Origin of the sequence: Microvirga arvi, assembly GCF_016892765.1 — a bacterium.
Lineage (GTDB): Bacteria > Pseudomonadota > Alphaproteobacteria > Rhizobiales > Beijerinckiaceae > Microvirga > Microvirga arvi.
This window is the reverse complement of the sequence record NZ_JAFEMD010000032.1, coordinates 39,681-66,460: the sequence shown is the minus strand read 5'-3', so window position 1 is coordinate 66,460 and position 26,780 is coordinate 39,681. Positions and strand designations below refer to the sequence as shown.

Annotated in this window: 25 protein-coding genes and 1 tRNA gene; 12 read left to right on the top strand and 14 right to left on the bottom strand. The window is 62.3% G+C overall.

The features are described 5' to 3' along the window. Nucleotides 1-605 precede the first annotated feature (605 nt). The 3 genes from ILT44_RS19095 (at nt 606) to ILT44_RS19085 (ending at nt 2,372) form a co-directional block, all read left to right on the top strand. Nucleotides 606-1,277 (top strand): TerC family protein, encoded by a 672-nt coding sequence (locus ILT44_RS19095; RefSeq protein ID WP_204241205.1) that lies wholly within the window; start codon nt 606-608, stop codon nt 1,275-1,277. A 73-nt stretch (nt 1,278-1,350) separates the two neighbouring features. Continuing rightward, a complete protein-coding gene (locus ILT44_RS19090) occupies nt 1,351-2,052 on the top strand; it encodes an AzlC family ABC transporter permease (RefSeq protein ID WP_204241204.1) in 702 nt (233 codons plus the stop codon). Continuing rightward, nucleotides 2,049-2,372 carry an AzlD family protein gene (locus ILT44_RS19085; RefSeq protein WP_204241203.1) on the top strand — a complete coding sequence of 108 codons (324 nt, stop codon included), beginning with the start codon at nt 2,049-2,051 and terminating at the stop codon, nt 2,370-2,372. Before ILT44_RS19090 ends, ILT44_RS19085 begins: the two co-directional genes overlap by 4 nt. Here the strand turns inward: ILT44_RS19085 and ILT44_RS19080 are convergent. The 6 genes from ILT44_RS19080 to murA form a co-directional block, all read right to left on the bottom strand. After that, nucleotides 2,337-2,768 carry an arsenate-mycothiol transferase ArsC gene (locus ILT44_RS19080; protein WP_239468380.1) on the bottom strand — a complete coding sequence of 144 codons (432 nt, stop codon included), beginning with the start codon at nt 2,766-2,768 and terminating at the stop codon, nt 2,337-2,339. The genes ILT44_RS19085 and ILT44_RS19080 overlap by 36 nt on opposite strands. 66 nt (nt 2,769-2,834) lie before the next feature. Next, the gene (locus ILT44_RS19075; RefSeq protein ID WP_204241201.1) at nt 2,835-3,320 is read right to left on the bottom strand and encodes a UPF0262 family protein; all 486 of its coding nucleotides are present in this window, start codon (nt 3,318-3,320) and stop codon (nt 2,835-2,837) included. 131 nt (nt 3,321-3,451) lie between these two features. Further along, a complete protein-coding gene (gene hisD, locus ILT44_RS19070; protein WP_204241200.1) occupies nt 3,452-4,744 on the bottom strand; it encodes a histidinol dehydrogenase in 1,293 nt (430 codons plus the stop codon). Then, nucleotides 4,744-5,184 (bottom strand): DUF2948 family protein, encoded by a 441-nt coding sequence (locus ILT44_RS19065; protein WP_204241199.1) that lies wholly within the window; start codon nt 5,182-5,184, stop codon nt 4,744-4,746. The genes hisD and ILT44_RS19065 overlap by 1 nt, the downstream gene beginning before the upstream one ends. Nucleotides 5,185-5,312: 128 nt before the next feature. Further along, entirely contained in the window at nt 5,313-5,483 is a 171-nt protein-coding gene (locus ILT44_RS19060) for a YegP family protein (protein ID WP_204241198.1), read from the bottom strand. Nucleotides 5,484-5,686: 203 nt separating this feature from the next. Beyond that, nucleotides 5,687-6,976, bottom strand: coding sequence for a UDP-N-acetylglucosamine 1-carboxyvinyltransferase (murA, locus tag ILT44_RS19055; RefSeq protein ID WP_204241197.1), 1,290 nt, complete (start codon nt 6,974-6,976; stop codon nt 5,687-5,689). A 384-nt stretch (nt 6,977-7,360) separates the two neighbouring features. Here murA and hemA point away from each other — a divergent pair, with 384 nt between their 5' ends. From hemA to ILT44_RS19030, 5 genes are all read left to right on the top strand, one after another. Then, nucleotides 7,361-8,587, top strand: coding sequence for a 5-aminolevulinate synthase (hemA, locus tag ILT44_RS19050; protein WP_239468372.1), 1,227 nt, complete (start codon nt 7,361-7,363; stop codon nt 8,585-8,587). A gap of 64 nt (nt 8,588-8,651) precedes the next feature. Further along, nucleotides 8,652-8,726, top strand: a tRNA-Thr gene (locus tag ILT44_RS19045). A 268-nt stretch (nt 8,727-8,994) separates the two neighbouring features. Then, complete coding sequence (locus tag ILT44_RS19040) at nt 8,995-10,422, top strand: aldehyde dehydrogenase family protein (RefSeq protein WP_204241195.1); 1,428 nt, start codon at nt 8,995-8,997, stop codon at nt 10,420-10,422. Between the two features lie 245 nt (nt 10,423-10,667). Further along, nucleotides 10,668-11,009, top strand: coding sequence for a hypothetical protein (locus ILT44_RS19035; protein WP_204241194.1), 342 nt, complete (start codon nt 10,668-10,670; stop codon nt 11,007-11,009). A gap of 824 nt (nt 11,010-11,833) precedes the next feature. Beyond that, nucleotides 11,834-13,519 (top strand): M10 family metallopeptidase, encoded by a 1,686-nt coding sequence (locus ILT44_RS19030; protein WP_204241193.1) that lies wholly within the window; start codon nt 11,834-11,836, stop codon nt 13,517-13,519. A 314-nt stretch (nt 13,520-13,833) separates the two neighbouring features. Here the strand turns inward: ILT44_RS19030 and ILT44_RS19025 are convergent, their stop codons facing one another. The 8 genes from ILT44_RS19025 to ILT44_RS18990 all read right to left on the bottom strand — a co-directional run bounded on the left by ILT44_RS19025 (nt 13,834) and on the right by ILT44_RS18990 (nt 21,147). Then, a complete protein-coding gene (locus ILT44_RS19025) occupies nt 13,834-15,123 on the bottom strand; it encodes an NAD(P)/FAD-dependent oxidoreductase (RefSeq protein ID WP_204241192.1) in 1,290 nt (429 codons plus the stop codon). Between the two features lie 9 nt (nt 15,124-15,132). After that, nucleotides 15,133-15,630, bottom strand: coding sequence for a free L-methionine (R)-S-oxide reductase MsrC (gene msrC / locus ILT44_RS19020; protein WP_204241191.1), 498 nt, complete (start codon nt 15,628-15,630; stop codon nt 15,133-15,135). Nucleotides 15,631-15,673: 43 nt separating this feature from the next. After that, nucleotides 15,674-17,515 (bottom strand): ABC transporter ATP-binding protein, encoded by a 1,842-nt coding sequence (locus tag ILT44_RS19015; RefSeq protein ID WP_204241190.1) that lies wholly within the window; start codon nt 17,513-17,515, stop codon nt 15,674-15,676. Nucleotides 17,516-17,787: 272 nt separating this feature from the next. Beyond that, a complete protein-coding gene (locus ILT44_RS19010; RefSeq protein ID WP_204241189.1) occupies nt 17,788-18,330 on the bottom strand; it encodes an MOSC domain-containing protein in 543 nt (180 codons plus the stop codon). Between the two features lie 39 nt (nt 18,331-18,369). Further along, nucleotides 18,370-18,819: a DUF488 domain-containing protein gene (locus tag ILT44_RS19005; protein WP_204241188.1), complete on the bottom strand. Its 450-nt coding sequence runs from the start codon at nt 18,817-18,819 to the stop codon at nt 18,370-18,372. A 6-nt stretch (nt 18,820-18,825) separates the two neighbouring features. Next, nucleotides 18,826-19,401, bottom strand: coding sequence for a hypothetical protein (locus tag ILT44_RS19000; protein ID WP_204241187.1), 576 nt, complete (start codon nt 19,399-19,401; stop codon nt 18,826-18,828). A gap of 11 nt (nt 19,402-19,412) precedes the next feature. Continuing rightward, nucleotides 19,413-20,585: a zinc-dependent alcohol dehydrogenase gene (locus tag ILT44_RS18995; protein ID WP_204241186.1), complete on the bottom strand. Its 1,173-nt coding sequence runs from the start codon at nt 20,583-20,585 to the stop codon at nt 19,413-19,415. A gap of 136 nt (nt 20,586-20,721) precedes the next feature. Continuing rightward, nucleotides 20,722-21,147 (bottom strand): NUDIX hydrolase, encoded by a 426-nt coding sequence (locus tag ILT44_RS18990; protein WP_204241185.1) that lies wholly within the window; start codon nt 21,145-21,147, stop codon nt 20,722-20,724. A gap of 194 nt (nt 21,148-21,341) precedes the next feature. Here ILT44_RS18990 and ILT44_RS18985 point away from each other — a divergent pair, with 194 nt between their 5' ends. The 4 genes from ILT44_RS18985 to ILT44_RS18970 all read left to right on the top strand — a co-directional run bounded on the left by ILT44_RS18985 (nt 21,342) and on the right by ILT44_RS18970 (nt 26,726). After that, a complete protein-coding gene (locus ILT44_RS18985; RefSeq protein WP_204241184.1) occupies nt 21,342-22,136 on the top strand; it encodes an inositol monophosphatase family protein in 795 nt (264 codons plus the stop codon). A 134-nt stretch (nt 22,137-22,270) separates the two neighbouring features. Next, complete coding sequence (locus ILT44_RS18980; RefSeq protein ID WP_504739443.1) at nt 22,271-23,311, top strand: ABC transporter substrate-binding protein; 1,041 nt, start codon at nt 22,271-22,273, stop codon at nt 23,309-23,311. Between the two features lie 116 nt (nt 23,312-23,427). Continuing rightward, nucleotides 23,428-25,617, top strand: coding sequence for an ABC transporter permease (locus ILT44_RS18975; protein WP_204241182.1), 2,190 nt, complete (start codon nt 23,428-23,430; stop codon nt 25,615-25,617). Nucleotides 25,618-25,622: 5 nt separating this feature from the next. Then, the gene (locus ILT44_RS18970) at nt 25,623-26,726 is read left to right on the top strand and encodes an ABC transporter ATP-binding protein (protein ID WP_239468378.1); all 1,104 of its coding nucleotides are present in this window, start codon (nt 25,623-25,625) and stop codon (nt 26,724-26,726) included. The last annotated feature ends 54 nt before the right edge of the window (nt 26,727-26,780 follow it).

Genomic DNA, 26,780 nt, shown 5'->3' with positions numbered 1-26,780 from the left:
CGGGGCAGCATGGCCGGTCCCATGGCATTGAGAGTGCCCTGATCGAGATCCCGCGTAAGCCACAACGCCAAGGCTGCAAGTGCCAGCAGGACCAACCCGCCCGCCAAGCTCTGTGGGGCGCGCACCGGACCTTCGCGTCGCGGAGGTCCGGAACCTTCGTGGAGAATGGACATGAAACCTCCCTGCAGACGCCCCAAGCGCCCAAGGTTCTTTCAGACGATATGGCCCGAGGCTGCAGCCGGGATCAAGCTTCCGTTTTCCTGAGGAGAACCCTTCTCAACAAATCATCTTGGAATCAAGGACCAGGGGAAAAGCGTCCCTGGATCCATAGGATAGCTACGGCTCTTTATGCGAGGTGACTTGATCCCTCGTACGGGGTTGTCTAGATGGACCTTGTACTGCCAGGCCGGGCCCCTCTGGTCGCTCCGTAAAGGGGCGGCGATGTCGGACTGGATGAAAACCAGGGCGGCCTGGGTTCGTTCAAAAAGACGGTTTTGCCTGCATTTCGGCACCTGACTCGGGGATTTTCGGATCAGGACGATGCCGGATGCGTCTCTTTGAGCGTTTCGCATGCGCTGCCCGCAACCCGACATATGAGGCACCGCATGTTTGATCTCTCGCAATATTTTGGACCCGAGGTCGTCGCCTTCCTGATGGTGATCGGCATCGATCTGGCGCTCGCCGGCGACAACGCCATCGTCATCGGCCTGGCCGCCGCCGGCCTCCCCAAGGAGCAGCGCAACAAGGCGATCCTGCTCGGCGTCCTGGCCGCCACGGTTCTGCGCATCATCTTCGCTCTTCTCACGACCCAGCTTCTTCAGATCGTGGGCCTTCTCCTCGCCGGCGGCATCCTCCTGCTATGGGTGTGCTGGAAGATGTGGCGTGAATTGCGCACGGGCCATGAGGCAGAGCAGCATGCGGCCGAGGAGGCTCTGGAGGGCCGGGACATCAATCAGGACGGCACCATTGCCGGCGGGGTCCCGCGCAAGACCTTCTCTCAGGCTGCCTGGCAGATCGTCATCGCCGACGTGTCCATGTCCCTCGACAACGTGCTCGCCGTGGCGGGCGCGGCGCGGGAGCATCCCTATATCCTGGCCTTCGGCCTTCTGCTTTCGATTGCTCTCATGGGCGTTGCGGCGTCTTACATCGCCCGCCTGCTCCAGCGCTATCGCTGGATTGCCTATGTGGGCTTGGCGATCATCCTCTACGTAGCCATCAAGATGATCTACGAGGGCTGGGTCGAGGTGGCACCCTTGGTCAATGGCGCTGTCGGCTAAGCCAAACATCAATCCGAAATCTCCAATCTCCAATTGACGGCGGGGATGCGGGAGGGCACAGAGCATAACGCTCATGCCCCCCACTCTCCGCCCTCATTTTTCTGCTCAAGGCCTGCGCCACGGCGCCCGCGCCGCACTCACTGCCTTCCCGGGTTTCATCATGTTCGCCCTGGCCTTTGGCACCGCGGCGGCCCAGAAGGGATTGTCGCTCGGCGAGACACTGGGCCTCTCCGCCTTTGTCTATGCCGGCGCCTCGCAGATGGTGGGGCTTGAGATCTGGCAGCAGGTCTGGACGCCCACGACCATCCTGACGATCATGACCGTCACTGCCGTCGTGAATGCGCGCATGATCATGCTCGGAGCAACCCTCCAGCCATGGCTCAAGCACGAGCCTCTCCCACGCACGGCACTCAACCTCTTCCTTCTCACGGAGGCTGGCTGGCTCATCGGCACCCGGTATCACAATGAGGGTGGGCGGGATGTGGGCATGCTGCTGGGATGCGCGCTCATCCTATGGCTGGTCTGGCTGGCAGCGACCTTCGCTGGCTTCTTCGCCGGCGCTCTCGTGCCTGAGCCGAAGCGCTTCGGCCTCGACCTCGTGATGCCGATCTTCTTCGGCGTCATGCTCGTGCCCTTGTGGAAAGGCGCCAAGCCCGCCCTGCCCTGGATCGTAGCGGGTCTTGTCTCACTGATCGTGCACGCCTTGGTGCCAGGCTATCTCTTCATCATCGCCGGAGCGCTCGCAGGCGTGATTGCCGGGATGCTGATCGAATGAGCACGTTCGGCACGATCATCGCCAGCCCCTGGGGTTCGGTTATTGCCATCGCAGCCATGACGTTGGTGACGTTCCTGTGCCGGATCGCCGGCGTGGTGGTCATGAGCCGCGTGCGCATCACGCCGCGCATCGAACGGGGACTTCGCGCCCTTCCCGGCTCCATCATCCTGGCGACGATCCTGCCCGTGGTGATCGACAACGGTTGGCCTGCCATGATCGCGCTTGCCGCCGCAATCACCGTCATGGCACTCACTCGGATCGACATCGTCGGTCTCCTGGCAGGGCTAGGCACCCTCGCCGTCATTCGGGCCCTTGGGTGAGGTCTGCTTGAGCCGCAGGCGGATGCGGTACATCAACCCGTCGCGGATGTTGCGATAGGCATCGAGGACCTGGTCGCGCGAGCCCTGCGTGATCGTCGGATCCGGCGTCGGCCAATACTCGACATCGGCAGCGATGGTGCGGGTCAGCTCAAGGGCGGCGTGGTGGGCTTCCGGGGAGAGGGAAATGATGAGGTCGAAATTGAGACCTTCCCACTCCTCCAGTTCGTCGAGCGTACGCGGCTTATGATTCGATGCGTCGATGCCGATTTCGGACAGGATCGAGGCCACGAATCCATCCGTCTCACCTTTGCGCACGCCGGCGGACTGGACATAGACCGACTTGCCGAAATAGTGGCGCGCAATCGCTTCGGCCATGGGCGAGCGCACCGCATTCATCGCGCAGACGAACAGAACCGAATGGATCCGTTTCGCGCGGGGCTCGTCCAGGCGCTCCTCCAAGCGTCAACCCCTCCAATGAAGCGCGAAGATGAGCGTGAAGATGCGACGCGCCGTATCGAAATCGAGGATCAGCTTGCCCTCGAGGCGCTTCATCAGCAGCTCGGCGGCTTCGTTGTGCAGGCCGCGCCGGCCCATATCGATGGCCTCGATCTGCGCAGGTGAGGCGGAGCGGATTGCCTGGTAATAGCTATCGCAGATCATCTCGTAATCGCGGATGGTCTTGCGGAACGGCGTCAGCGACAGATGATGCGAGACGAGATGCGCGCCATCCTGCGCGCTCACCTCAAGACAGAGCTTCTTGTCGATCAGTGAAATGCGCAGGACATAAGGGCCGCCGTCGTAATTCGGCAGGGAGAAGGCGTTCTCTTCAAGGATGTCGTAGATGGCGATCGCCCGCTCATGTTCCTGATCGGGATTGCCGCGGCCGATGGAGGCCTCGTCGAGGGTGACGGCGACCAGCCGGGCCCGCTCCTTCGCTTCGCTCGCCATCCCCCCTCCGGTTACCTTAGAGCATCGAACCCAAAAGTGAACTTGCACTTTTGGGGTTGATTCGATGCTCCTCTTCCAAATGAGCGCATCGTTGAGCGCGAAAAACCGGAACCACTTTTTCGCACGATGCGCTAGAGGTTCAGGCGGATCGCGACCGACCGCGCATGCCCCTCCAGACCCTCCGACCGCCCCAGCGCGATCGCCGCAGGGCCGAGCGCGCGCAATGCGCCCGCATCGCATTTCAGGATCGAGGTTCGCTTCATGAAGTCAAGCACGCCGAGCCCGGACGAGAACCGGGCGGAGCGAGCGGTGGGCAGAACATGGTTGGGGCCGCCCACATAGTCGCCGATGGCCTCCGGCGTATGGCTGCCGAGGAAGATCGAGCCCGCATTGCGGACTTTGGCTGCGAGTTCCTCCGCATTCTCCGTCTCGATCGCGAGATGCTCGGGGGCCAGCCGATCCACGAGGGGAATGGCGTTCTCCAGCCGGTCGATAAGGATGATCGCCCCATAATCGCGCCAGCTCGCGCTGGCGATCTGCGCCTTCGGCAAGGTCTGAAGCTGACGCTCGACGGCCTTCTCCACCGCATCGGCGAGCGCCGGGCTGTCCGTGATGAGGATCGACTGAGCAGCTGTATCGTGCTCGGCCTGGGCCAGAAGATCAGCGGCGATCCAGTCCGGATTGCCATCGGCATCGGCGAGAACGAGCACTTCGGAAGGACCTGCGATCATGTCGATGCCGACCTGACCGAAGACGCGGCGCTTGGCGGCGGCCACATAGGCGTTCCCGGGACCGACGATCTTGGCGACAGGCCTGACGCTTTCGGTGCCATAGGCCAAAGCCGCCACGGCTTGGGCGCCGCCGATGCGGAACACTTCGTCGACGCCGGCGAGACGCGCCGCCGCCAGCACGAGAGGGTTCGTCTCGCCCCGTGGGGTCGGCACCACCATGGCGATGCGCGGAACGCCCGCCACCTTCGCCGGCACGGCGTTCATGAGGACGGACGAGGGATAGCTCGCAAGACCGCCGGGGACATAGAGGCCGACGGATTCGAGCGCCGTCCAGCGCCAGCCCAGGGTGACCCCGACGGGATCGGTGGTCTTGAAGTCCTTTGGGCGCTGCTCCCGGTGAAAGACCTCGATGCGCTCTTTCGCCAGCTTCAAGGCCTCCAGCGCCTCCTTCGGGCATTGGGTCTCCGCCGCCGCAATCTCGGCTTCCGAAATGCGCAGGGTCTCGGGCTGGAGCGCCAGCCCATCGAACCGGTAGGTGAAGTCGATCAAGGCTTCGTCGCCTTTGACCACCACGTCTTCGATGATGGCGCGGACCGCCTGGTCCACATCCTCCGAGACCTCGCGCTTGGCAGCCAGCAGAGTGGCAAAAGCCCGCGGGAAGGAGGCGTCTCGCGCATCGAGCCTCTGCGCCATTATGGGCGCTCCGCCGTTTGCAGCTGGTCCTCGTGCGAGGGGCGGCTTTCGGCAGCCCAGACCGGGCCGGTGTCTTTCATCTGCATTTCGATGCACTCCAGGTCCACCTGGATGGCTCCACCTTCGGCAAAGATCAAGGTGGCCGTGCCGGATGGGGCATCCCGCTCCTCGAACGCAATGGCGAGAAGGTTAAGAACCATATCCTTATTGGTCTGGTCGATGCCGCGGACGCGCACCCCCGTCACATGCTCGAAATGCATGCAGGTTAGCCGCCGCTGAGGGGTGGCCGCCTCCCAGTCGTACCGGCGAACCTGGATGGCGAAACGCCGTTCCTTGGGCAGATAGGCAATGTCGCCCACCTGCAGCAGCGAATCCTGCAGATGGGCGGAGATGACGGCAAGGTCTTCAGGGTCTAACGCAACGAGTCTCAGGAGATCCATGGCCCACCAACCTGTTGTTGAACTTGATCTTTAGGTAGAGAGCCCCCTGCCCCGGCGCAACCTTTGGGCCGGGCAGGACTTCCAATCCTCCATGAAAAGGCCGGCGATGACGCCGGCCTTACTTCGATCTAAGATTTTCGAACCGGGGCGCTGGAGGAGCCTTTGACGAGATTGATCGCTGCAAGACAGTCAGCCTCATTGTGATACCCCTCGCCGGAGTTCGCAATTGTGCGGTTGTTTGCAGCAACCAGACGCCAGCGCCACTGTTTATCCGAGTCCTGGTACATGTAGTAGGCCATCGCTTCTCTCACTGTAGCTCGATGATTCGGATAAACCTTTACACTCGCCGTTCCAAACGAAAGAATGCTTGAGTTCATCCAGCGACAGCCTAGAACTTGACACGCGCTTTAGTAGAATGATCACCAACCTATAGTAGATAAATCCACAAGCATTTTGCTCCAACAGCGCCTCAACACCCGAGGACTATGCCTCAGCTCTAGACTCAACCCCTTACGCGCTCGATAAGAGCGCCGCATCGGGCGAGCTTGGCTTCTAGCGCTTCGAAGCCGCGATCCAGGTGATAGACCCGGTTGATCGTGGTCTCGCCGTCGGCCACGAGGCCGGCGATCACCAGAGACACAGAGGCGCGCAGGTCCGTCGCCATGACCGGAGCCCCCTTGAGGCCCGGAACGCCGTCCACATAGGCACTGTCACCGTCGAGGCGGATCTGGGCGCCGAGGCGGGCAAGCTCCTGCACGTGCATGAACCGGTTCTCGAAGATCGTCTCGCGGATGCGCGAGGTGCCGCTGGCCCGGGTCATGAGGGCCATGAACTGGGCCTGGAGATCGGTCGGGAAGCCTGGGAAGGGATCAGTGGTAACATCGACCGGCTGGATGCCATTGCCGTTGCGGCGAACACGGATGCCGCCATGGGTCGAGGTCACCTCAGCCCCGGCTTGGCCCAGCACGTCGAGGGCCGCCTGGAGGTATTCCGGCCGGGTGTTGTCGAGCACGAGGTCGCCGCCGGTCATGGCCACGGCCATGGCATAGGTGCCGGTCTCGATGCGGTCGGGCATGACATCATGGGAGGTGCCGTTCAGGCGGGACACGCCTTCGATCACGATCTCCGAGGAGCCGGCGCCCTGAATCTTGGCGCCCATCTTGATGAGGCACGCGGCCAGGTCCACAACCTCGGGTTCACGGGCGGCGTTGCGGATCACGGTGGTACCTTGGGCAAGGGCCGCCGCCATCAGGGCCACATGGGTGCCGCCCACTGTCACCTTCGGGAAGTCGATCTCGGCGCCCCTGAGCCCCTTCGGAGCGGTCGCCACCACATAGCCGGCTTCGATCTCAATCGCCGCGCCCAGCTTGGCCAGCGCCATGATCAGCAGGTCGACCGGCCGGGTGCCGATGGCGCAGCCGCCCGGCATGGAGACCTTGGCATGGCCAAAGCGGGCGACCAAGGGAGCGATGACCCAGAAGCTCGCCCGCATGGTCGAGACCAGTTCGTAAGGCGCCGTGGTGTCGATGACGTTCTTGGACGTCAGACGAATGGTCTGTCCCGTTTCCGAGGATTGGCCTGGCCGGCGACCGGCGATCGAGTGATCGACGCCGAAATTGCTCATGATCCGCAGCAGGGAGGAGATGTCGGCGAGCCGCGGCACATTGCCGAGCTCGAGGGTCTCCTCCGTGAGCAGACTGGCGATCATGAGGGGCAGGGCCGCATTCTTTGCACCTGAAATCGGAATCAAGCCGTTGAGAGGCGCGCCGCCCCGGATGCGAATGCGATCCATCGAAATCCCCTTGCAACTCTTCAATGCGAGCTATGCGCTATGCGCGCGTTTGATCGTCGAGGCTAGTCGGACGGCTTGTCGCGCTCTGCCGAAACGCTCAAGCTCCCGCTTTCGGTTCCAGACGTCTTGACGGCTTGCCGTCCCCGTGCCTGGGCTTTGCGACGCTTGAGATTTTCCTTCAGAGCCGCCTTGAGCCGATTAGCCTTTTCTTGTGATTTTACGTCAGTCATGGTTCAAGCGACCCATCGTCGCCTTTACCCAATAGAGGCTTCGCAGGCGGGCCTCAACCGTATTATCACGGCTCAGGACTTTGACCCGGATCAATGTGATCTGGCATAATGAGCTCAAGATCCCCGGGCATTGCGTTGCCCACCCGGTGAGATGATGGATTATCAAAACTTCTTCACGTCAGCCCTCGACCGCCTCCAGGCGGAGCGCCGCTATCGGGTCTTTGCCGATATCGAGAGGCTGGCCGGCCGTTATCCCCAGGCCCTCTGGCACTCGCCGGAGGGGCCCCGCCCCATTACCGTCTGGTGTTCCAACGATTATCTCGGCATGGGCCAGAATCGGGATGTGACCCGCGCCATGGTCGAGACGGCCTGGCGCCTCGGCACCGGCGCCGGCGGGACGCGCAACATCTCGGGCAACAGCCACCCGCTGGTCGAGCTGGAGGCCGAGCTTGCCGACCTGCACGGCAAGGAGGCGGCGCTGGTCTTCACCTCGGGCTACGTGTCGAACCAGACCGGCATCGCCACGCTGGCCCGGCTGATCCCGAACTGCCTGATCCTGTCCGATGCCCTCAACCACAACTCGATGATCGAGGGTGTGCGCCAGTCCGGCTGCGAAAAGGCGGTCTTCCGCCACAACGACCTCGACCACCTGGAGGAACTGCTGCAGGCGGCCGGCGAGAGGCCCAAGCTGATCGTGTTCGAGAGCGTCTATTCCATGGATGGAGATATTTCCCCCATCCACGCCATTTGCGATCTCGCCGGACGCTATGGTGCCATGACCTACATCGACGAGGTCCATGCGGTCGGCATGTACGGCCCCCGTGGCGCCGGCATCGCCGAACGCGAACGCGCCATGCACCGGATCGACGTGATCGAGGGCACAATGGCCAAGGCCTTCGGTGTCATGGGCGGGTATCTCACCGGCACCAAGGCGGTGATGGACGCCATCCGCAGCTTTGCCCCGGGCTTCATCTTCAGCACGGCCCTGCCGCCGAGCGTGGCCGCCGCCGCCATGGCCTCGATCCGGCATCTCAAGTCTTCCTCCACCGAGCGCCAGCAGCAGCAGCGCCAAGCCGCCCGCACCAAGGCGGTCCTCAGCAGCGCCGGCCTGCCTGTCCTCGCCACGCCCACCCACATCGTGCCGGTGATGGTGGGGGATGCGCAAGCCTGCAAGGCCGCCTCAGACCGGCTCCTGGAGAAGCACGGCATCTATATCCAGCCGATCAACTATCCCACCGTGCCCCGCGGCACCGAGCGCCTGCGCATCACCCCCGGGCCGTTCCACTCGAACGCTCATATCGACGCCCTGGCTGCCGCCTTGGTTGAGGTCTGGACGGCGCTCAGGCTCCCCCTGGAGCCCAAAGTCCAGGCCGCCGAATAAAGATCATTTTCAAGCTTGCATGGAGGGCTGCCGTGTGGCAGTAAGCGGCCCTCCCCGTTGGCGCGCTGCCGTAGCTCAGTGGTAGAGCACTCCCTTGGTAAGGGAGAGGTCGAGAGTTCGATCCTCTCTGGCAGCACCATCGCCCTCCACAGGGTCATGCGGTCAGTTCGAACAGGACTGCAGATTTCAGCCGTCCGATCGATGAGCAAGGGTGATCCTCGGGACGGCGTGTTCCACGAGCATCTCATAACCGAAATCGAGAGCCTCCCCGCAAAGCGCAATCGGCCGCCTGCGAATGAGCGCAGTTCGAGCGCATTCGCGAAACACCAGATGGGCCGGCAATGGTTGCCATTGCGCACCGAACCTTACTAACTAAGGCCTGCGCTCATGGAGCCGGGGAGTAAAACTTGCCACATCATCACCAATTCTACATCGATGGCCAATGGGTCGCGCCTGCTGGGGACACCTTCATCGACGTGATCAATCCGGCGACGGAGGAGGCCGTTGCAACCATTGCAGCTGGCGGAGCGGCTGACGTGGACCGGGCCGTTTTGGCCTCCCAACGCGCCTTCGAAAGCTATTCCCTGACCAGCCGCGAAGAGCGCCTGGATCTCCTGGGGCGGATCGTGGCTGTCTACCGGAATCGTACTGACGACTTGGCTGAAGCCATTTGCGCGGAAATGGGCGCTCCCCTTGCCTTTGCCCGTGACAGGCATGTGCCTGCCGGACTTGGCCACCTGACCCGGGCCATCGAGGTCCTGAAAACCTACCAGTTCGATGAGACGATCAACGCAACCCTGATCACCCGGGAGCCCATCGGAGTCGTCGGGCTGATCACGCCCTGGAACTGGCCGCTGAACCAGATTGGCTGCAAGGTCGGCCCCGCTCTTGCGGCCGGATGCACCATGGTGCTCAAGCCCAGCGAGGTCGCGCCTCTCTCAGCCCTCATCTTTGCGGAAATCCTGGATGAAGCCGGCGTGCCTCCAGGCGTGTTCAACCTCATCAACGGGGACGGGCCGAATGTCGGCCAGGCAATCGCAAGCCATCCCGACATCGACATGGTGTCCTTCACAGGTTCGACTCGGGCCGGCATTCTGGTTGCGAAGGCCGCAGCCGACACGGTCAAGCGGGTTCACCAGGAACTAGGTGGCAAGTCTCCCAACATCCTGCTCGACGACGCAGACTTCGATGTCGCGGTCACCCATGGGGCCCGGGCCTGCTTTGCCAACAGCGGCCAGTCTTGCAACGCTCCAACACGCCTCCTCGTCCCGGCGGACCGGCAGGAGGAGGTCATCGCAATTGCCCGCCGCATTGCAGACGAGACGGTGGTCGGCGATCCAAGGGCTGCTTCGACCACCATTGGACCTGTCGTCAGCCAAGTCCAGTTTGATCGCATCCAAAATCTGATTGAAGCAGGGATCAAGGAAGGGGCGTCTCTCGTGGCTGGTGGTCCTGGCCGCCCTGCCGGGCTCAACCGGGGCTACTATGTGCAACCGACCGTGTTTGCGGACGTGCGCAATGACATGCGCATCGCCCAGGAGGAGATCTTCGGGCCCGTCCTGAGCATCCTGCCGTATCAAGATGAGGAGGACGCCATCCGAATGGCAAACGATACGGTCTATGGCCTTTCGAGCTATGTCACATCGGGAGACCTTGAGAGATCCCGTCAAGTGGCTCGAAGGATCCGGGCCGGCATGGTCCATTTGAACGGGTCGCGCGGCGACACAGCCGCGGCTTTCGGCGGCTACAAGCAATCCGGCAATGGACGCGAATGGGGTCGGTTCGGGTTCGAGGAATTCCTCGAAATCAAGTCCATGTTCGGCTTCGTGGCTTAGCCGACCTCGGAGGACGAAATCGAATGCCGGGCTTCCAAGGCGATCAAAACGAGGAAGCCGGGCATTGATGAGAAGGATTGCAAGACCGGCACGAGCAGATCAGGGCATTGCCCTAGAGCATCGGATCCTTCAGGACTTAACAGGTGAACGCTTCACGGGTCGCGCTCATGGAACCGCCAAGCATCGCAGGTGCTTAATTATTGGAGCCTTTTCGCTCAAGGCTCGTCAAAGCACCGGGGTCGTCCATGCCACTGAGCCAAAACCCCATCGTCGAATGGCCAGCGGATCTTTATCCGCTGCTGCAGAACCTGCAGATTACCACCCATGCGGAGGGCAGGCGCTGTGGCCAGACCGACATCGACGTGGACGCAGAAACCCTGTTCCTGCTCAATGATTTCGAAGCTCGGGTGCGTCACCGTCGCGTCCGGCTCAGGTCGGCGACCAGTAACGAATGCCTCGTGGGCGAGATGAACGTGCTGGTTGGCCTGGGCCAATCGGCTGACCCGGCCCGGCACGTCGGCAAGGTCCGCATCAGCTTTCACGATATTCAGGATGACAGTTGCGTGGATCCGGTCCCTCACGAGTGAGGCTTTGTTCAAATCCCCGTCCAAAGGCGCAGTTGTTTTTCCCTGAGAAGCCTTGCAATATTATCGAAGCAGGAATGGCTCATCATAGGCTAACAGGCCTTTCTGGAGAAAATGACCGGAGGAAAACCTCCGGCATCGAAAAGGGTGTTAGGGACCATGAAGGACTCGGCTGTAGCGCCCGAGATCGCGGATCCGTATGCGGCTCTAGAGAAGATCCTCAAAATCGTCGGCAGATCTTGGCTGAGCGAGGAATGGCGGCTTGAGGATATTCGGCTCCTGGCCCAGGACGCAATCGCGACCCGTGGCAGAACCGGTGAGGGCAAGCGCACCAAAGGTGCCATGAGGACACTTCAGTCTCGGTCAGCCTGAAGTTCTTGCCCTGGACCAAAATTTTCCATGAGACAGAGGGGCAACTTGGTGCCCTTGAGGAAGGTGCGTAGCACAGGCAAGTTGCGGGCCTGTGTCAGCCCTTCGCCAACAAACAAAGCTTGGCCAGAAGCCCTAACAGTTGCGGTGCGGCACATTGTCAGAAAGGGCAAAATTCAAGCAGTTTTGCTTTTAGTCCTTCTCCTAATCTTTTAATAACCATTCAAACGATATCTTTTCGCGAGACAATCCAAGCAAAAGCATTCTCGCACTGGGGCACAAGCATCATGATCGGTATTTATCTGTTGTAACGCTTCGTCATGCCCATTTTTGGCGCATCCATTGCAATGTTTATTCAGTGATTGTCTTTGAAATCACAGCGTAAGCCGCAGTGCTGCAGGCGCCTCATTTCGGGATTAACTTCGCATTTATCGCCTTTATCACAAAATTGAACTGCAATGCCCGCTGTCGAAAGCTACAACTCTACTGGGAATATTTATATCGACTCCATCCTCGGCAATCTGAAATGGGTGCCGAGCGATCTGACATATAGCTTCCCTGACTCTGCGCTCTCGTATGGCGCGTTATATGGAGATGGCGAGACTGCCAAAGGGTTTGGTTCCTTCAACGGCACCCAGCAATCGATCACGCGATCGGCCTTGAACCTCTTCTCCTCAGTGAGCAACCTGACATTCCAGGAGAGCACCGGAGCAGGTGCGGCATCGGCCGATCTGCGTTTCGCGCAATCAGACGTTCCCGGGACTGCTTGGGCCTACTTTCCGACCTCGGATTCAACCGGCGGCGATGTGTGGGTCAACAATTCAAGCCGGAACTACGTGAGCCCCGAGAAGGGCAACTATGCCTACCTCACCATCGTGCATGAGATCGGGCATGCCCTCGGGCTCGAGCACGCACATGAGGGCAGCAACGTCATGCCCCTGTCGCACGACAGCATGGAAAACACCGTGATGAGCTACCGTTCCTATGCCGGCGCCTCGACCAGCACCGGCTATATGAACGAGACCTGGGGCTATGCGCAGTCGCTCATGATGTACGACATTGCCGCACTCCAGCATATCTACGGCGCGAATTACCAGACCAACAGCGGCAACACGACCTATTCCTGGAGCCCGACCACCGGCGAGATGTTCATCGATGGCATTGGGCAGGGGGCGCCCGGGGGCAATCAGATCTTCCTGACGGTGTGGGACGGCGGCGGTGCTGATACCTACAGCTTCACCAACTACACGACAGCCCTGACCATCGATCTCCAGCCCGGCGCGTGGACCATCACCTCGCAGGAGCAGCGTGCGAAGCTTCATTGGGAAGGGTCGAAGCTCGCCACCGGCAATATCGCCAATTCCCTTCTCCATCAGAATGACACGCGCTCCCTGGTCGAGAACGCCTATGGCGGATCGGCCAGCGATACGATCAAAGGCAACGTTGCCAGCAATACGCTCCGCGGCAATGCCGGCGACGACAAGCTTTATGGTCTGAACGGCAACGATGTGTTGATCGGCGGCAGTGGGAAGGACGTGCTGAGCGGTGGAACCGGCACGGATATCGCGAGCTACAGCACCGCGAAAGCGGGAGTCGTGGCCGACCTTCTGACGAAAGCCAACAACCGCGGCGATGCTGCCGGCGATTCCTTTTCAAGCATCGAGTGGCTCATCGGCAGTGCCTACAGCGACAATCTTCGCGGCAATGGAGCAGCCAACGAGATCAAGGGCAGCTCGGGCAACGACACGCTCTTCGGGCGTAGCGGCAACGATGTGCTGGATGGCGGTTCAGGGAAGGACAAACTTTTCGGGGAAGCCGGAAAGGATGTCCTTATCGGCGGCAGCGGAGCGGATACCTTCGTCTTCCGTGCTCTGAGCGACTCGCGCCGCTCATCGATGGACACGATCAAGGACTTCCGTCGCGGCTCCGATCATATCGACCTGCGCAGCATCGACGCCAGCACGAAATCCGCAGGCGATCAGGCCTTCACCTTCATCGGCAGCAATGCCTTTCACGGCAAGGCTGGAGAGTTGCGTTTTGCCGATGGTGCCGTAGCCGGCGATGTGAACGGCGACAAGGTCGCCGACTTCTCCATCAATGTTCTCGGGCTCTCGGCTTTGTCGAAGAGCGACTTCTATCTCTGAGACATTAATTTTATTACATACCATCTTTTTTGATGCGATCGACGATATGGCAGCCGATCGGTCCGCCCCGATCAGCTGCACCCACGTTCACAGGAATTCGGCATTAACCATCTAGACAACCGTCAAGCTTAGGCCTTATCCCCACTTCAAGACCTCTCGGCTCCTGGAGAAGCACGATGGATCGTTCGGGAAAACGCCACCCGGCCAATGATACATTGGCCTATCTGATGAATCTGATTGGGCTTGCCTTCAGCATCAGCTGCCTCTGGATCGTCGCCTCCGCCGCCAAGATGTGATGCGACCAGCGCCTGCTTTCAGCGGGAACGAGATTCCCTTGCCGCATCGGCAGCCCGATAGCCCCAATAGGTGAGCTGAACCGCGGCGCGGCCCAGGATGCCGCCATTCCATGCCAGATCGAAGGGTGCGAACAGACGGTAGCGGTCGCTCTCTCCCGAAATGCCTTGCGCAATCACCGTGCCACCGATGGCGGTCGTGTTCATCCCGTGCCCACCGAAGGCCGTGCAGTACCAGATCCCCGGCTTCCATTGACCGATCTGCGGCATCAGGTGGCGGGCATAGGACATGAGGCCCGACCAGGCGATCTCGACTTTGAGATCGGCCAGTTGCGGATAGGTCGTCACCATCTCGTGCCTGAGCAGGGCCGCTATATCGCGCGGGTCGGTCGTGCGCGTGGTGATGCGCCCGCCCCACAGGATACGGCTGCCGTCATCGACGACGCGGTAGTAATCCCCTGCCCGGCGATCATCGAGAATGGCGGCCCGCGTGCGGATGGCGCTTTGCACCAGGTCCGGCGCGCGCTCCGTCAGCAGAACATAGGTGGCAATCGGCAGGAAGGCGCGTTTCAACGCCGGCAGCACGGCGCCCGTGTAGCCGCCCGTCGCGAACACCACATGCTCGGCTGCAATCTCCGCCTCCTTCGTGCGGACGATCTTGAGCGCGCCGTCCAGGTCGACGGAGATCACGGGCGAGTGCTCATGGATTGCAGCGCCCAGGCGCAGCGCCTCGCGGGCCAGCGCGCGTCCGTAGTTCAACGGGTGAAAATGGAAGGCACCCTCGTCAAGGATCGCCTCATGATACTTCTTCGAGACGAAGAGGCTTCTCACCTCGTCGCGGGGAAGATAGCGTAGCTTCAACCCGAACTCGCGCTGCTGGCTCTCACAGGCAGCATGCAGGGCTCCGCGCGAGTCGTAGCGCAGCGCCTTTGCGATGCCGGATACGAGCCGAGCGTCCTCGATGCCGGGTCCGACGATGGTGTCGCGAACGATCTCGACGCCTTCCATCGACAGGCGGAAGAGCTCATGCGCCTGAGCTTTGCCCACGCGCCTCTCGATGGAGGAAAGTCCCGTCGCATAGCCCGCAGAGACGAAGCCGCCGTTGCGCCCTGACGCGCCCCAGGCTACGCGCTGCGCCTCAAGGAGTACGACCTTGCGCCCGCTGCGGGCGAGCTTCAGCGCCGCCGTGAGACCGGCGAGCCCACCACCGACGATGCAGACATCCGCCTGGATCCGGCCGCTTGCAGCAGGATAGGTCTCCGATGTTGCCGCGGTGCGACTGTAATAGGTGTCGATATAGGCGGACGACATGCTGAAAGGCTACAAGGCGATCTCGGACGCGGCGAGATAGATCTGCACGAGCGCCTCGCAACCCTCACGATCCGTCTCGTCGAAGCGATCGGGGTGCGGGCTGTCGAGATCGAGAACGCCCAGCACCTGCCCGTTCTTGATGAGCGGCACGACGAGCTCGGACCGGGAGGCGCTGTCACAGGCGATGTGTCCCGGAAAGGCATGGACATCCGCCACCACGATGGATTCCTGGCGCTCCACCGCCGTGCCGCAGACCCCGCGCCCAACCGCGATGCGTACGCAAGCCGTCTTGCCCTGGAAGGGGCCCAGGACAAGCTCCGGTCCGCGCATGAAATAGAACCCGGCCCAGTTCAGGTCGGGCAGAAACTGATAGATCAGCGCCGACATGTTGGCCGCGTTCGCGATCATGTCCCGCTCGCCCTCCAGGAGGCCGGTGAGCTGCTGAGCGAGCGAGGCATAGAAGTCACGCTTGTTGTCGGAGACGGAGATATCTTTGACTTCGAACATGCGATTTTCCTTATGAGCCTGAGGGTCCGTTGTCCAGATCGGCCTATTCGGCCGCCATGTCGGGCCGTTGAGCCCTGGCGAAATCCAGCCCCTGGTGGTCACACAGGCGGCGGTAGAGGCCGCCTCTGCGGTAGAGGCTGAGATGATCCCCCTCCTCCACGATCCGTCCCTTGTCGAACACGAGGATGCGGTCGAGGGCGCGCACCGTCGAGAGCCGGTGCGCGATGACGATGGAGGTCCGCCCCACCATGAGCCGCTCCATCGCCTGCTGGATCAGCACCTCCGACTCCGAGTCGAGGGCGGAGGTCGCCTCATCCAGGATCAGGATGGGCGCATCGGCGAGAAACGCGCGGGCGATGGCCACGCGCTGACGCTCGCCGCCCGAGAGCTTGACGCCACGCTCGCCAACGAGGGTGGAATAGCCCTTGGGCAGGCTCATGATGAAGTCGTGGGCGTTGGCAAGCCGCGCCGCCCGCTCGATCTCCGCCATGGAAGCGCCGGGCCGCGCATAGGCGATGTTCTCGGCGAGCGTGCGGTGGAACAGGATCGGCTCCTGCTGCACGATAGCGATCTGCGAGCGGAGCGACGCCTGCTGCGCCTGGGCGATGTTCTGCCCGTCGATGCGGATCTCGCCGCCCGTCACGTCGTAGAGACGCTGGATCAGCTTGACGAGCGTCGTCTTGCCGGAACCCGATGGCCCCACGAGGCCGACCCGCTCGCCCGCCTGCACCGTCAGCGACAGATCCCGGTAGAGCGGCGTGTCGTGCCCGGCGTAGTGGAAGGTGACGCGGTCGAATGCGACCTCGCCGCGCGAAACGCGGATCGGCTTCGCGTGGGGGCGATCAGGCACGCCGACGCGCTCCCTGTGGATGTCGATGAGTTCCTCCATGTCGTTCACGGAGCGGCGCAGGTTGTTGATGTGCATGCCCACGTCCCGCAGGTAACCATGGATCACGAAGTAGGTGGTGAGCACGTAGGCAAGGTCGCCCGGCGTCGCCCGGTTCTCCCACCACAGCCAGATCGCCGTGCCGATGATCGCGGCGCGGATGCCGAGCAGCGCGATGAACTGCACGGTGCCGCTGTTGGTTCCGCGCTGCCAGAGTCGGCTCGTGCGCTTCTGCCACTTGTTCAGCACCCATGTCAGGCGCGCGTCCTCCCGCGCCTCCGCGCCGAAGGCCTTCACGACCGGGTTGCAGCTCAAGGCATCGGCCAGGGTGCCGCCGACCCGCGTATCCCAGGCATTCGCCAGGCGCGCTGCCGGTGCCACATATCGGGTTGAGAGCAGGGCCGTCATCACGATGTAAGCCAGCGCGCTCGCCCCGATGACCAGGCCCATCACGGGCCAGCGCAGGCCAAGCACGATCATCGAGCCGGCGAGCACCGTGAGCGAGGGCAGCAGCGCGAGCAGAAGCGTGTCGTGCATCAGGTCGAGCGCCCACATGCCGCGGGTGATCTTGCGCACGGTCGAGCCCGCGAAGGAATTGGCATGCCAATCGGTGGAGAAGCGCTGCACGCGGGCAAACGCATCCTGCGCCACGCGCCCCATGACGCGCAGCGTCAGCTCCACGATGCCGTAGAACGCGAGATGCCGCATGACGATCATGAGCAGGCCGAGCCCCGTCATGAAGCCGAAAGCGACAAGCGCCGCATGCAAAGCACCATCACGGTCATTCCCGCCCATGGCGATGGCATCAACGAGCTGCCCCGCGAAGACGGGCATGAACACGTCGGCAAGCGTCGAAACCATCATGGTGACGGCGATCAGTGCCACATAGCGCGGCTCCGCGCGCCAGTGGCGGAACGTGAATTTCAGTACGTCGCGGGTCGCATCCCCGCTCTTCGTCTTCTGGTTCATGGAGGCGAACAGGCAGCGCCTGGAGCGCATGCCTCTCCCGAAAAATTTCGAGGAGCGACAGCAGAACGGCGGCTTACGGCGCCTGACTTCGCTCGACGATCATGGATATGGAAAGCTTGATAAGGGTTGCCGGGCCTCGGAGCCCCGCCTGGTCCAGCCTAGGGCTTGGACACGGGAGGAACGTTCAGCAAGCACACAAAAGCCATGCAGTCCTCCCTTTCTAGAATTGAAACCTGGGCGCAAAGTAGTGCAGTTCGTTCAACTTGGCAACCGCACTTTTGTTTCAGGGCTCCTGGAAGGATTTACACGACCTCGAGCGGTCGGCGCGTTCCAGCCGGCAATTCCACCCGGACAGCATCTCCCGGCCTGACCTCACCGCCTTCGAGCACGATGCCCATGATGCCGGACTTGCGGATGAGATTGCCTTGGCTGTCCTTATCCAGAACCGCTTTCATAAGCCCCTTCTGAAACCGGTCGATCTGGACGCAAGGGTTGCGCAATCCGGTGATCTCCACGATGGCACTCCCGCCGAGGAGAAGGCGCGCACCGGCCGGAAGATCCAGCAGGTCGATCCCGCGCGTGGTGACGTTCTCGCCCATCTCGCCGGCCGATACGACGAAGCCCTTGGCTTCCAGTTCATCGAACAGTTCCGCGTGAATGAGATGGACCTGCCGCAGGTTCGGCTGGCTCGGATCCTTCGCCACCCGGGAGCGGTGCTTGACCGTCGTACCTTGATGAGCGTCGCCCTCCACGCCCAAGCCTGCCAGGAGACGAATGGAACCTTGGTTGGGTTTGCTGAAGCTGTGGCTCGAGCTGCAGCTCACCGCCGTAACGACTCCATTCATGATTGCCCCAACCTCTCTCTGCACATTCTTCTTTTAGCGTCAGAGAACCATCAGATCCACTATCTCGAAACCCTTCCCGGCAAGACGCTGCGCCAGCACAGTACGATGGCAGTTGGCGGGATCGCGCTCAAAGCACAGGAGGCAGATCGGCTGGGCTCCAGCCAACGCCTCCAGTTCGTGAAGGGCCTCCTGGGCCGGTTCGGTGGCCAGAACCTCGTCGCAATAGATCCGGCGCATCAGATCTCCGTCGCCGGCACGTGCCGCCTGGCGGCCCTCCTTCGGCGTTCCGAGCTTGATGAAATGCTGGTAGCCGATGCCCTGATGGGCCAGGGCATCACGCAGGGCGGATTTCGAGAAACCGCGCTTGCGGGAGAGCGCGACGGCGCGCACATCGGCAAGCGTCGAGACACCGGCATCCTTCAAGGTGGTGAGGAAGCGGTCCACGTCCGCTCCCTCATACCCGATCGTAAAGACCTGCGGCTTTGCCATGCGGATTTACATGGACGGCATAGGACGCTGCGGCGCCTGCGGCTGCGAATAGGGCCGCATGGCTTCGGGCGTGCGAAAGTCCCGCGGCACCTCGAAGTCCTGCGCGGCGCCATGGCTCTGGCCGATGCCACGAGGATAGCCCGTGCGGTCGGAGTAATCCTGCATCGGCGGCAGCGGGTGCGGGCTTTCGCGGCTCAGCGTCTGGGCGCAGTAGAAGTCGAGCGCCGTCACGCCGGCCACCGCCGCCATGGCGATGCCGACATTACCCTTCTTGGGGTTCCTGCCCTCGAGCGCGGTCGCCAGCGTTGCGAGATCGAGCCCGTCGCCCGCCACGCGGCCCCAGATCCAGGGCGTCGGATCCTTGGATGCCAGGATGCCGATGCCGGTGACGATCTCGCGCACGCCATAGCCTGCGATCAGGCCCTCCTGTCCCTTCATGCCGAGCGCCCGCGCCAGGGAGCGCGGTGCCGCAATCTCAGCGATGCCAAAGGCGATGGAGAAGATCCCAAGACCACGGGCCAAGGTGTCGGTGGCCGTGTCGGCATGACCACGACGGCGCGTTCTTTCAGTTTCGTAGCGCATGATCTCACCTATCAGGGTTTGAGAACGACCTTGATGCAGCCGTCCTGCTTGTCGCGGAAGATCTTGTACATGTCAGGACCTTGATCGAGGGGCACCGTATGGGTGATCACGAAGGACGGGTCGATCTGACCCTCCTCGATGCGGCGCAGGAGATCATCGGTCCAGCGATTCACATGCGTCTGGCCCGTGCGGATCGTGAGGCCCTTGTTCATGATCGCGCCGAAGGGGATCTTGTCGAGGAGACCGCCATAGACGCCTGGGACCGAGAGCGTGCCCGCCGGGCGGCAGACATACGCCATCTCTCTCAGCACATGCGGACGGTCCGTCTCCATCATGGTGGCCTGTTTCACCCGGTCATACATGGAATCGATGGTCGCGGTCGCATGCGCCTCCATGCCGACGGCATCGATGCACTTCTCGGGTCCCTTGCCGTTGGTGAGTTCGTTGAGGCGTTCGATGACGCTCTCCTCATCGAGATTGATCGTGATGGCGCCGCCGGCCTTCGCCATGTCGAGGCGCTCGGGAACGCGGTCGATCACGATGACCTGCTTGGCGCCGAGCAGGATGGCGCTGCGGATCGCCATCTGGCCGACCGGGCCGGCGCCCCAGATCGCCACCGTATCCGTCGGCTCGATGTCGCACTGCACAGCAGCCTGCCAGCCGGTGGGGAAGATGTCACTGAGGAAAAGCAGCTGCTCATCGGAGAGGCTGTTCGGCACCTTGATGTGGGTGGCATCGGCAAAGGGCACGCGGAGGTACTCGGCCTGGCCACCCGGATAGCCGCCGGTTAGATGCGTGTAGCCGAAGAGACCCGCCGTGGTGTGGCCGAAGGCCTTGGCTGCGATGTGGCCGTTGCGGTTCGTGCGCTCGCAGACCGAGAAATTGCCGCGCTTGCACTGGTCGCACTCGCCGCAGATGATGGTGAAGGGGATCACCACCCGGTCGCCCACCTTCAGCTTGCCCTTCGACTCTGCGCCGACCTCGACGACCTCTCCCATGGTTTCGTGGCCCATGATGTCGCCGGATTTCATACCAGGCATGAAATGGTTGTAAAGATGGAGATCCGAGCCGCAGATGGCACAGCTCGTCACCTTGATGATCGCGTCGCGCGGATGCTCGATCTGAGGATCGGGAACCGAGTCGCAACGGATGTCGGTGGTGCCGTGCCAAACAAGCGCCTTCATGGAAGCCTCCCTCAAATGTCTGGAAATGGCCAAGCTCCGCCGCTTGACCGCTTTCGTCACAGGAAAGACTTCTTGAAGGGCTTTGCGTTCCCTTGAGGGCTGCAAAAACTGCCCTCTGCCTCCTCAGGGCGCAAGGTCAGACGTGTTCGGGCAGGCTTCGAATGAGTTCCGCGAGCGCCGGCTCGAGAACCTGATGGGCAGCCTCCTCGACCTCGAACCACTGCGCCTGACGCTGGCCCTTCTCGCGCCAAGACTTGAGCTGCTTGGAAACCTCAAGCGGGTAGACGTTCACGCGGCACAAGTCGAAATGCGCAGCCCGGCGCTTCCAGTAGTCATAGAAGCCGAGGGGCTTATTCTTGATCTCGCCCTTGACGCCCGCCTCCTCTTCCGCCTCCTGCGCTGCCGCCTTGTGAGGCTTCTTGCCCTTCATGGGCCAGCCCTTCGGGATCAGCCAGCGCTTGGTCTCACGTGACGTTACGAGAAGCACCTCGACCTTCCCGTCCTTGATGCGGAAGGGAAGCGCTGCGACTTGGCTGAGTTCATCTTTTGTGGTTTGGGGCATTCGACGAGAGTAGGATTCCGAACTGGTTAGTTTGTAACGTAAATGATTTGAGCCGGCTAAGAAAGATCAATTTACAGAGGAATGAGGACATTGGCAGGCCTCAGCCTCGTACGATTGTCCATCCTTCCAAAGCTCCATGACGGGCTCATAACAAAGAAGACACCGCTTTTGATCCACAAGGACACACAGCCCTAATGACGACCGATAGCCTGGACATGAGATTTGCCGCCGCCTGTGCCATCGCGCGGGAGGCTGGCGTTTTAGCGCGCAAGCGCTTTCTCGAGCGACCGCGCTCGCAACGGCCGGACTTCAAGGGGCCGCAGGACTTTCTCACCGCCACGGATGCGGAGGTCGAGGAACTGATCCGCACCCGCCTGAGCAGTCTTTTTCCGGACGACTCCTTTTTCGGAGAGGAAGGCGGCGGCTCCTTCGAGCGCGACGTCTGGGTGGTGGATCCCATCGATGGCACGGCGAACTTCGCTCGCGGCATTCCCCATTTTGCCATCTCCATCGCCTTCGTGCGCGACAGCCGGGTCGAGATCGGCGTGATCTACGATGTGATGCAGGCCGAACTCTATACCGCTCAAAGGGGTCGGGGCGCGATCCTCAACGGAGAGCCGATCCGGGTGAGCGGCCTGGGCGACATGAAGCAGGCGACCGTGGAAGCCGGCTGGTCGTCGCGCCTGCCTCCCGAGCCCTACATCGCCGCTGTGGATAAGCTGAAGACAGGTGGCGCCAATGTGCGACGCGCCGGCTCCGGTACGTTGGGCTTGGCTTACGTTGCGGATGGGCGCATCGACGCCTATTGCGAGCTCCACATCAATTCCTGGGATGTCCTGGCCGGCCTCCTGATCATCGAGGAAGCCGGTGGCTGGACCAACAACTTCTTGGCCAAGGACGGTCTTCGCAAGGGCAATCCCGTCCTCGCCTGCACTCCGGAACTGGCAGAGGTGCTGATGCAGGCGACGGGAATTGCGAAAGAGCCCTGAGGCGGGCATCTCATTCTAAAGATTCAGCTTTGGAGAAGGTGCAAGGCTCTTGACCCGCCGCGACAATGGGGGGAGCTTAGCCGGCCAAGCAACTAAGCATAATAAGCATGACATCACGGGAGGATAGAATGACGTTGAAGAAGACTTTCACTGCGGCAACCATGCTGGCAGGCGCCGTGACGGCCCTGTCCTTCATGTCCGCCGGAGCGGCCCAGGCCCAGGGCGAACTCGTCATGTATTGCGGCGTGCAGGAGGAATGGTGCCGCGCCATGACCACCGCCTTCGAGCGCGAGACCGGCATCAAGGTCTCCATGACCCGCAAGAGCGCGGGCGAGGTCTATGCCCAGGTGAAGGCAGAGGCCGCCAACCCCCGCGCCGACATCTGGTGGGGCGGAACCGGCGATCCCCATATGCAGGCGGCCGAGGAAGGTCTCACCGTGGAGTATAAATCTCCCAAGATGAGCGAGCTGCAGGATTGGGCCGTGCGCCAGTGGGAGCAGTCCAAGCAACGCACCGTCGGCATCTATTCCGGCGCCCTCGGCTTCGGCTACAACACCGAGCTTGCCCAGTCCAAAAAGATCGGCGAGCCGAAGTGCTGGGCCGATCTGCTGAAAGCAGAGCTGAAGGACGAGGTGCAGGTCGCAGACCCGAACTCCTCCGGCACCGCCTATACCCTTCTCGCCACGATCGTCCAGATCATGGGCGAGGACAAAGGCTTCGAGTACCTCAAGGCCCTGCACAAGAACGTCAACCAATACACCAAGTCGGGCGCGGCTCCCGCCAAGGCCATGGCGCTGGGCGAGACGACGGCCGGCATCGCCTTCATGCACGACATCGTGACGATGGTGGTTGACAAGGCCCCGGTTAAGGTCGTCGCCCCCTGCGAGGGCACTGGCTACGAGATCGGCTCCATGTCGCTCATCAAGGGCGCCAAGAACATGGACAACGCCAAGAAGTTCTACGACTGGGCGCTGACGGCGGACGCGCAGAAGCTCGGCGCTGACGCCAAGTCGTATCAGGTCCCCTCGAACAAGAGCACGCCGGTTCCGCCACAGGCACCGAAGCTCAGCGACATCAAGCTGATCAACTTCGACTTCGCGAAATACGGCTCTTCGGCTGAGCGCAAGCGTCTCCTGTCCAAGTGGGACAACGAGGTGAAGAGCCTGCCGAAATAGTCGGCTTGGCTAGGCCTTCGGCGAAGCGGATCACGCCTCGCCGAAGGCTTAATTTTTTCAGATCTGAACGTATGGCTGGTCGGTCTCTGCACCGGCTTTGAGGCAGGAACATAAAGATGGCACGGGCAACCCTTGGCTGGATCGTTCTGAGCTGGGTCGGATTTGCCCTCCTGCCCTGGTACGGCTTCGAACGCTCCAGTGCTGCCACCATCGCCGATTACTTCGTCAGCGGATCGGCGCTCGTTCATGGCTTTCGCGGTGCCGGGTGGCTTCTGCCGATCCTCGTGCCGCTCGTCATGGCCCTGATTCCGGTCGCCAGACCTTCGGAACAGCGGCAAGCCACCTGGCTCGTTGCGTCGGGACTTCTCGGTCTCGCTCTCATCGTTCTTCAGGGATTCACCATCGGCCTCAACGGATGGACGCTCGACATCCTAAGGAGCCTGTTCGGTGAGCCGGGTCCGAGTCAGGCCGGCATGGGCTACGGCGCTGCTCTCACGTCGGCTTCGTTCCTCATCATTCTCTGTCACGGCCTCGCAGCGCGCGGCTGGTGCCGCGGCGATGCTTTCGTCACCTCCTCGATCGGCGTCGTCATCGCGCTGATCGTCGTCTTCGTCTTCTTCCCGGTCACGACCATTCTCGCGAGCGCCTTTGCCGACAACAATGGCAACTTCGCGCCGTATGAATTCGTCACGAAGTTCCTCGACAAATCGATCTGGGGCCTCGACTGCCTTTCGAGCAACCTGCGCTGCGGCGTGGCCTGGAACACCCTGTTTCTCGGGTTGCTCGTGGGTGTCGGAACCACGGCCCTGGGACTTGCATTCGCACTGATCGCAACCCGCACCGAGTTCCGGTACAAGAAGCTTCTGCGCGTGATGAGCGTCCTGCCCATCATCACCCCGCCCTTCGTGATCGGTCTCGCCCTGATCCTGCTCTTCGGCCGCTCCGGCGCCCTCTCCGCCGTTCTTTGGGAGTGGTTCGGCGTGCCGCGTTCGCGCTGGATCTACGGGCTTCCCGGCGTGCTCATCGCGCAGCTTCTCGCCTTCACGCCCATCGCCTTTCTCGTTCTGATTGGGGTGGTGCAGGGCATCAGCCCGACGCTCGAGGAGGCCTCGCAAACCCTGCGGGCGAAGAGCTGGACGACCTTCTGGACTGTGACGCTGCCGCTCATGCGTCCGGGCCTCGCCAATGCCTTCCTCCTCGGCTTCGTCGAGAGCCTCGCCGATTTCGGCAATCCGCTGGTGTTAGGTGGCAATTACGAGGTGCTCTCCACCAAGATCTTCTTTGCCGTCGTCGGCGCACAGCAGGATCAGGGCCGCGCCGCCGTGCTCTCCATCATCCTGCTCGCCTTCACGCTTGGCGCTTTCTGGCTGCAGCACGCCTGGCTCGGCAAGAAGGTCTACACCACAGTCACAGGCAAGGGCGATGCGGGCATCCCGCTGCCGCTGCCGCGGCGGGTCGCTCTCGCGTCCTACTTCACGGCCATCCCCTGGGCGCTCTTTACGGTTGCCGTCTACGCCATCATCGTCGTCGGCGCCTTCGTGCGCTCCATGGGGCGCGACTACACGCCGACCTTCGAGCACTTCCTCACCGCGTTCCGTGTCGAGCGCGGCGCTTCGGGCTTCTACTTCTCCGGCTCGGCCTGGGATTCGTTCTTCGCTACCGTGAAGGTTGCCGCTTTGTCGGCTCCACTCACGGCCGCCATCGGCCTGCTGACGGCTTATCTCCTCACTCGCCAGCGCTTCTCCGGCCAGCGTTCCTTCGAGTTCGGCACGCTTCTGAGCTTCGCCATTCCCGGCACCGTGGTCGGTGTGTCCTACATCCTCGCCTTCAACGTGCCGCCCATCGAGATCACCGGCACGGGCTTCATCCTGGTGATGTGCTTCGTCTTCCGCAACATGCCGGTGGGCGTGCGTTCCGGCATCGCCACCTTGAGCCAGATCGACAAGAGCCTCGATGAAGCCTCGCTCACCCTGGGCGCCGGTTCGGCCACCACCATGCGGCGGGTGGTGCTGCCGCTGCTGCGGCCGGCCATCGTCGCGTCCCTCGTCTATTCCTTCGTGCGTGCCATGACTGCGGTCAGCGCCGTGATCTTCCTCGTCACCGCCGAGTACAACATGGCAACCACCTACATCGTCGGCCGTGTCGAGGCGGGCGAGTTCGGTCTCGCCATCGCCTATTCCACCGTGCTCATCCTCGTCATGCTGCTCGCCATCGTGGCGATCCAGCTGGCCGTGGGCGAGCGGCGCCTTGGGCGCCGTTCCGCGAGCGCCGCCCCTTCCCCCGTTGCCGTGCAGGCGATCCCATGAACAAGATGTCCTCCGTCCATTCCCTGTCCCGCCCTGCGACGTCCAAGAAGCAGGCTGCTTCCGTCGAATTCCGCAACGTGACGAAGCGCTATGGCAATGTCACGGCCGTGGATAATATCTCCTTCACTATCGATCCGGGACAGCTCGTCACCCTGCTCGGCCCCTCCGGCTGCGGCAAGACCACCACCTTGCGCATGATCGCCGGCCTTGAGATGGCCAGCGAAGGCCAGATCCTGATCGGCGAGCGTGACGTGACGAACCTCTCCGCCGCCGATCGCGACGTGAGCATGGTGTTCCAGTCATATGCGCTCTTCCCGCACATGTCGGTGCTGGAGAACGTGGCCTACGGCCCCTCCGTCCAGGGCGTTCCGAAGAAGGACGCCTACGCAATGGCCATGGAGAAGCTCGAGCTCATCGGCCTCAAGGGGCTGGAGAAGCGCGCGCCATCCGAACTTTCGGGTGGACAGCAGCAGCGCGTGGCAGTGGCCCGCGCGCTCGTGCTGGAACCGCAAGTCCTGCTCTTCGACGAACCCTTGTCCAATCTCGATGCCAAGCTGCGGCGGCGCGTGCGTGAGGACATCCGCGAGTTGCAGCAGAACCTCAATCTTACCGTGGCTTATGTGACCCACGATCAGGAGGAGGCGCTCGCGGTCTCCGACCACATCATCGTCATGTCGAATGCCCGCATCGCCCAGACCGGCACGCCCCGCGAACTCTATGAAGAACCGGCGAACCTCTTCGTGGCCGACTTCATCGGCGACGCCAACATCATCACCGGGGATCTCGCAGACATCGACGGGCCGATGGCGCAGGTGAAGATCGGCGGCCTCAACCTTCAGCTTCCCCATAGGGGGTCGAGCCAGGGGCCTGTGAAGCTGGCCGCCCGGCCCGATGCCATTTTCCTCGACGAGGCCGCACAGGCCGGCGCGCTGACCGGCACCGTGCGCAAGACGTCCTATCTCGGCACGCAGGTGGAATACGACGTGGAGAGCTCGATCGGGAACCTGTTCGTGGTCCAGTACGGGCGCAAGGAGGCGATTGCGCCCGGCACTCCCGTGTCGATCTCCTTCGCCACGCAGCGCGGCGTCGCCGTCATCCCAGACGCTTAGAAACGTCGGGACGCAACTTCATCGGAAATATGAGAGCAGGGTTGCAAATGCTGC

Coding starts and splice junctions, on each gene's coding strand:
- ILT44_RS19090 (WP_204241204.1), top strand. CDS start 1,351: ATGCCCCCCACTCTCCGCCCTCATTTTTCTGCTCAAGGCCTGCGCCAC.
- ILT44_RS19035 (WP_204241194.1), top strand. CDS start 10,668: ATGCCACTGAGCCAAAACCCCATCGTCGAATGGCCAGCGGATCTTTAT.
- ILT44_RS19015 (WP_204241190.1), bottom strand. CDS start 17,515: ATGCGCTCCAGGCGCTGCCTGTTCGCCTCCATGAACCAGAAGACGAAG.
- ILT44_RS19000 (WP_204241187.1), bottom strand. CDS start 19,401: ATGCGCTACGAAACTGAAAGAACGCGCCGTCGTGGTCATGCCGACACG.
- hemA (WP_239468372.1), top strand. CDS start 7,361: ATGGATTATCAAAACTTCTTCACGTCAGCCCTCGACCGCCTCCAGGCG.
- ILT44_RS19025 (WP_204241192.1), bottom strand. CDS start 15,123: ATGTCGTCCGCCTATATCGACACCTATTACAGTCGCACCGCGGCAACA.
- msrC (WP_204241191.1), bottom strand. CDS start 15,630: ATGTTCGAAGTCAAAGATATCTCCGTCTCCGACAACAAGCGTGACTTC.
- ILT44_RS19080 (WP_239468380.1), bottom strand. CDS start 2,768: ATGAATGCGGTGCGCTCGCCCATGGCCGAAGCGATTGCGCGCCACTAT.
- hisD (WP_204241200.1), bottom strand. CDS start 4,744: ATGGCGCAGAGGCTCGATGCGCGAGACGCCTCCTTCCCGCGGGCTTTT.
- ILT44_RS19005 (WP_204241188.1), bottom strand. CDS start 18,819: ATGGCAAAGCCGCAGGTCTTTACGATCGGGTATGAGGGAGCGGACGTG.
- ILT44_RS18995 (WP_204241186.1), bottom strand. CDS start 20,585: ATGAAGGCGCTTGTTTGGCACGGCACCACCGACATCCGTTGCGACTCG.
- ILT44_RS19060 (WP_204241198.1), bottom strand. CDS start 5,483: ATGGCCTACTACATGTACCAGGACTCGGATAAACAGTGGCGCTGGCGT.
- ILT44_RS19030 (WP_204241193.1), top strand. CDS start 11,834: ATGCCCGCTGTCGAAAGCTACAACTCTACTGGGAATATTTATATCGAC.
- ILT44_RS19010 (WP_204241189.1), bottom strand. CDS start 18,330: ATGAATGGAGTCGTTACGGCGGTGAGCTGCAGCTCGAGCCACAGCTTC.
- ILT44_RS19065 (WP_204241199.1), bottom strand. CDS start 5,184: ATGGATCTCCTGAGACTCGTTGCGTTAGACCCTGAAGACCTTGCCGTC.
- ILT44_RS18990 (WP_204241185.1), bottom strand. CDS start 21,147: ATGCCCCAAACCACAAAAGATGAACTCAGCCAAGTCGCAGCGCTTCCC.
- ILT44_RS18985 (WP_204241184.1), top strand. CDS start 21,342: ATGACGACCGATAGCCTGGACATGAGATTTGCCGCCGCCTGTGCCATC.
- murA (WP_204241197.1), bottom strand. CDS start 6,976: ATGGATCGCATTCGCATCCGGGGCGGCGCGCCTCTCAACGGCTTGATT.
- ILT44_RS19075 (WP_204241201.1), bottom strand. CDS start 3,320: ATGGCGAGCGAAGCGAAGGAGCGGGCCCGGCTGGTCGCCGTCACCCTC.
- ILT44_RS19095 (WP_204241205.1), top strand. CDS start 606: ATGTTTGATCTCTCGCAATATTTTGGACCCGAGGTCGTCGCCTTCCTG.
- ILT44_RS18970 (WP_239468378.1), top strand. CDS start 25,623: ATGTCCTCCGTCCATTCCCTGTCCCGCCCTGCGACGTCCAAGAAGCAG.
- ILT44_RS19085 (WP_204241203.1), top strand. CDS start 2,049: ATGAGCACGTTCGGCACGATCATCGCCAGCCCCTGGGGTTCGGTTATT.
- ILT44_RS18975 (WP_204241182.1), top strand. CDS start 23,428: ATGGCACGGGCAACCCTTGGCTGGATCGTTCTGAGCTGGGTCGGATTT.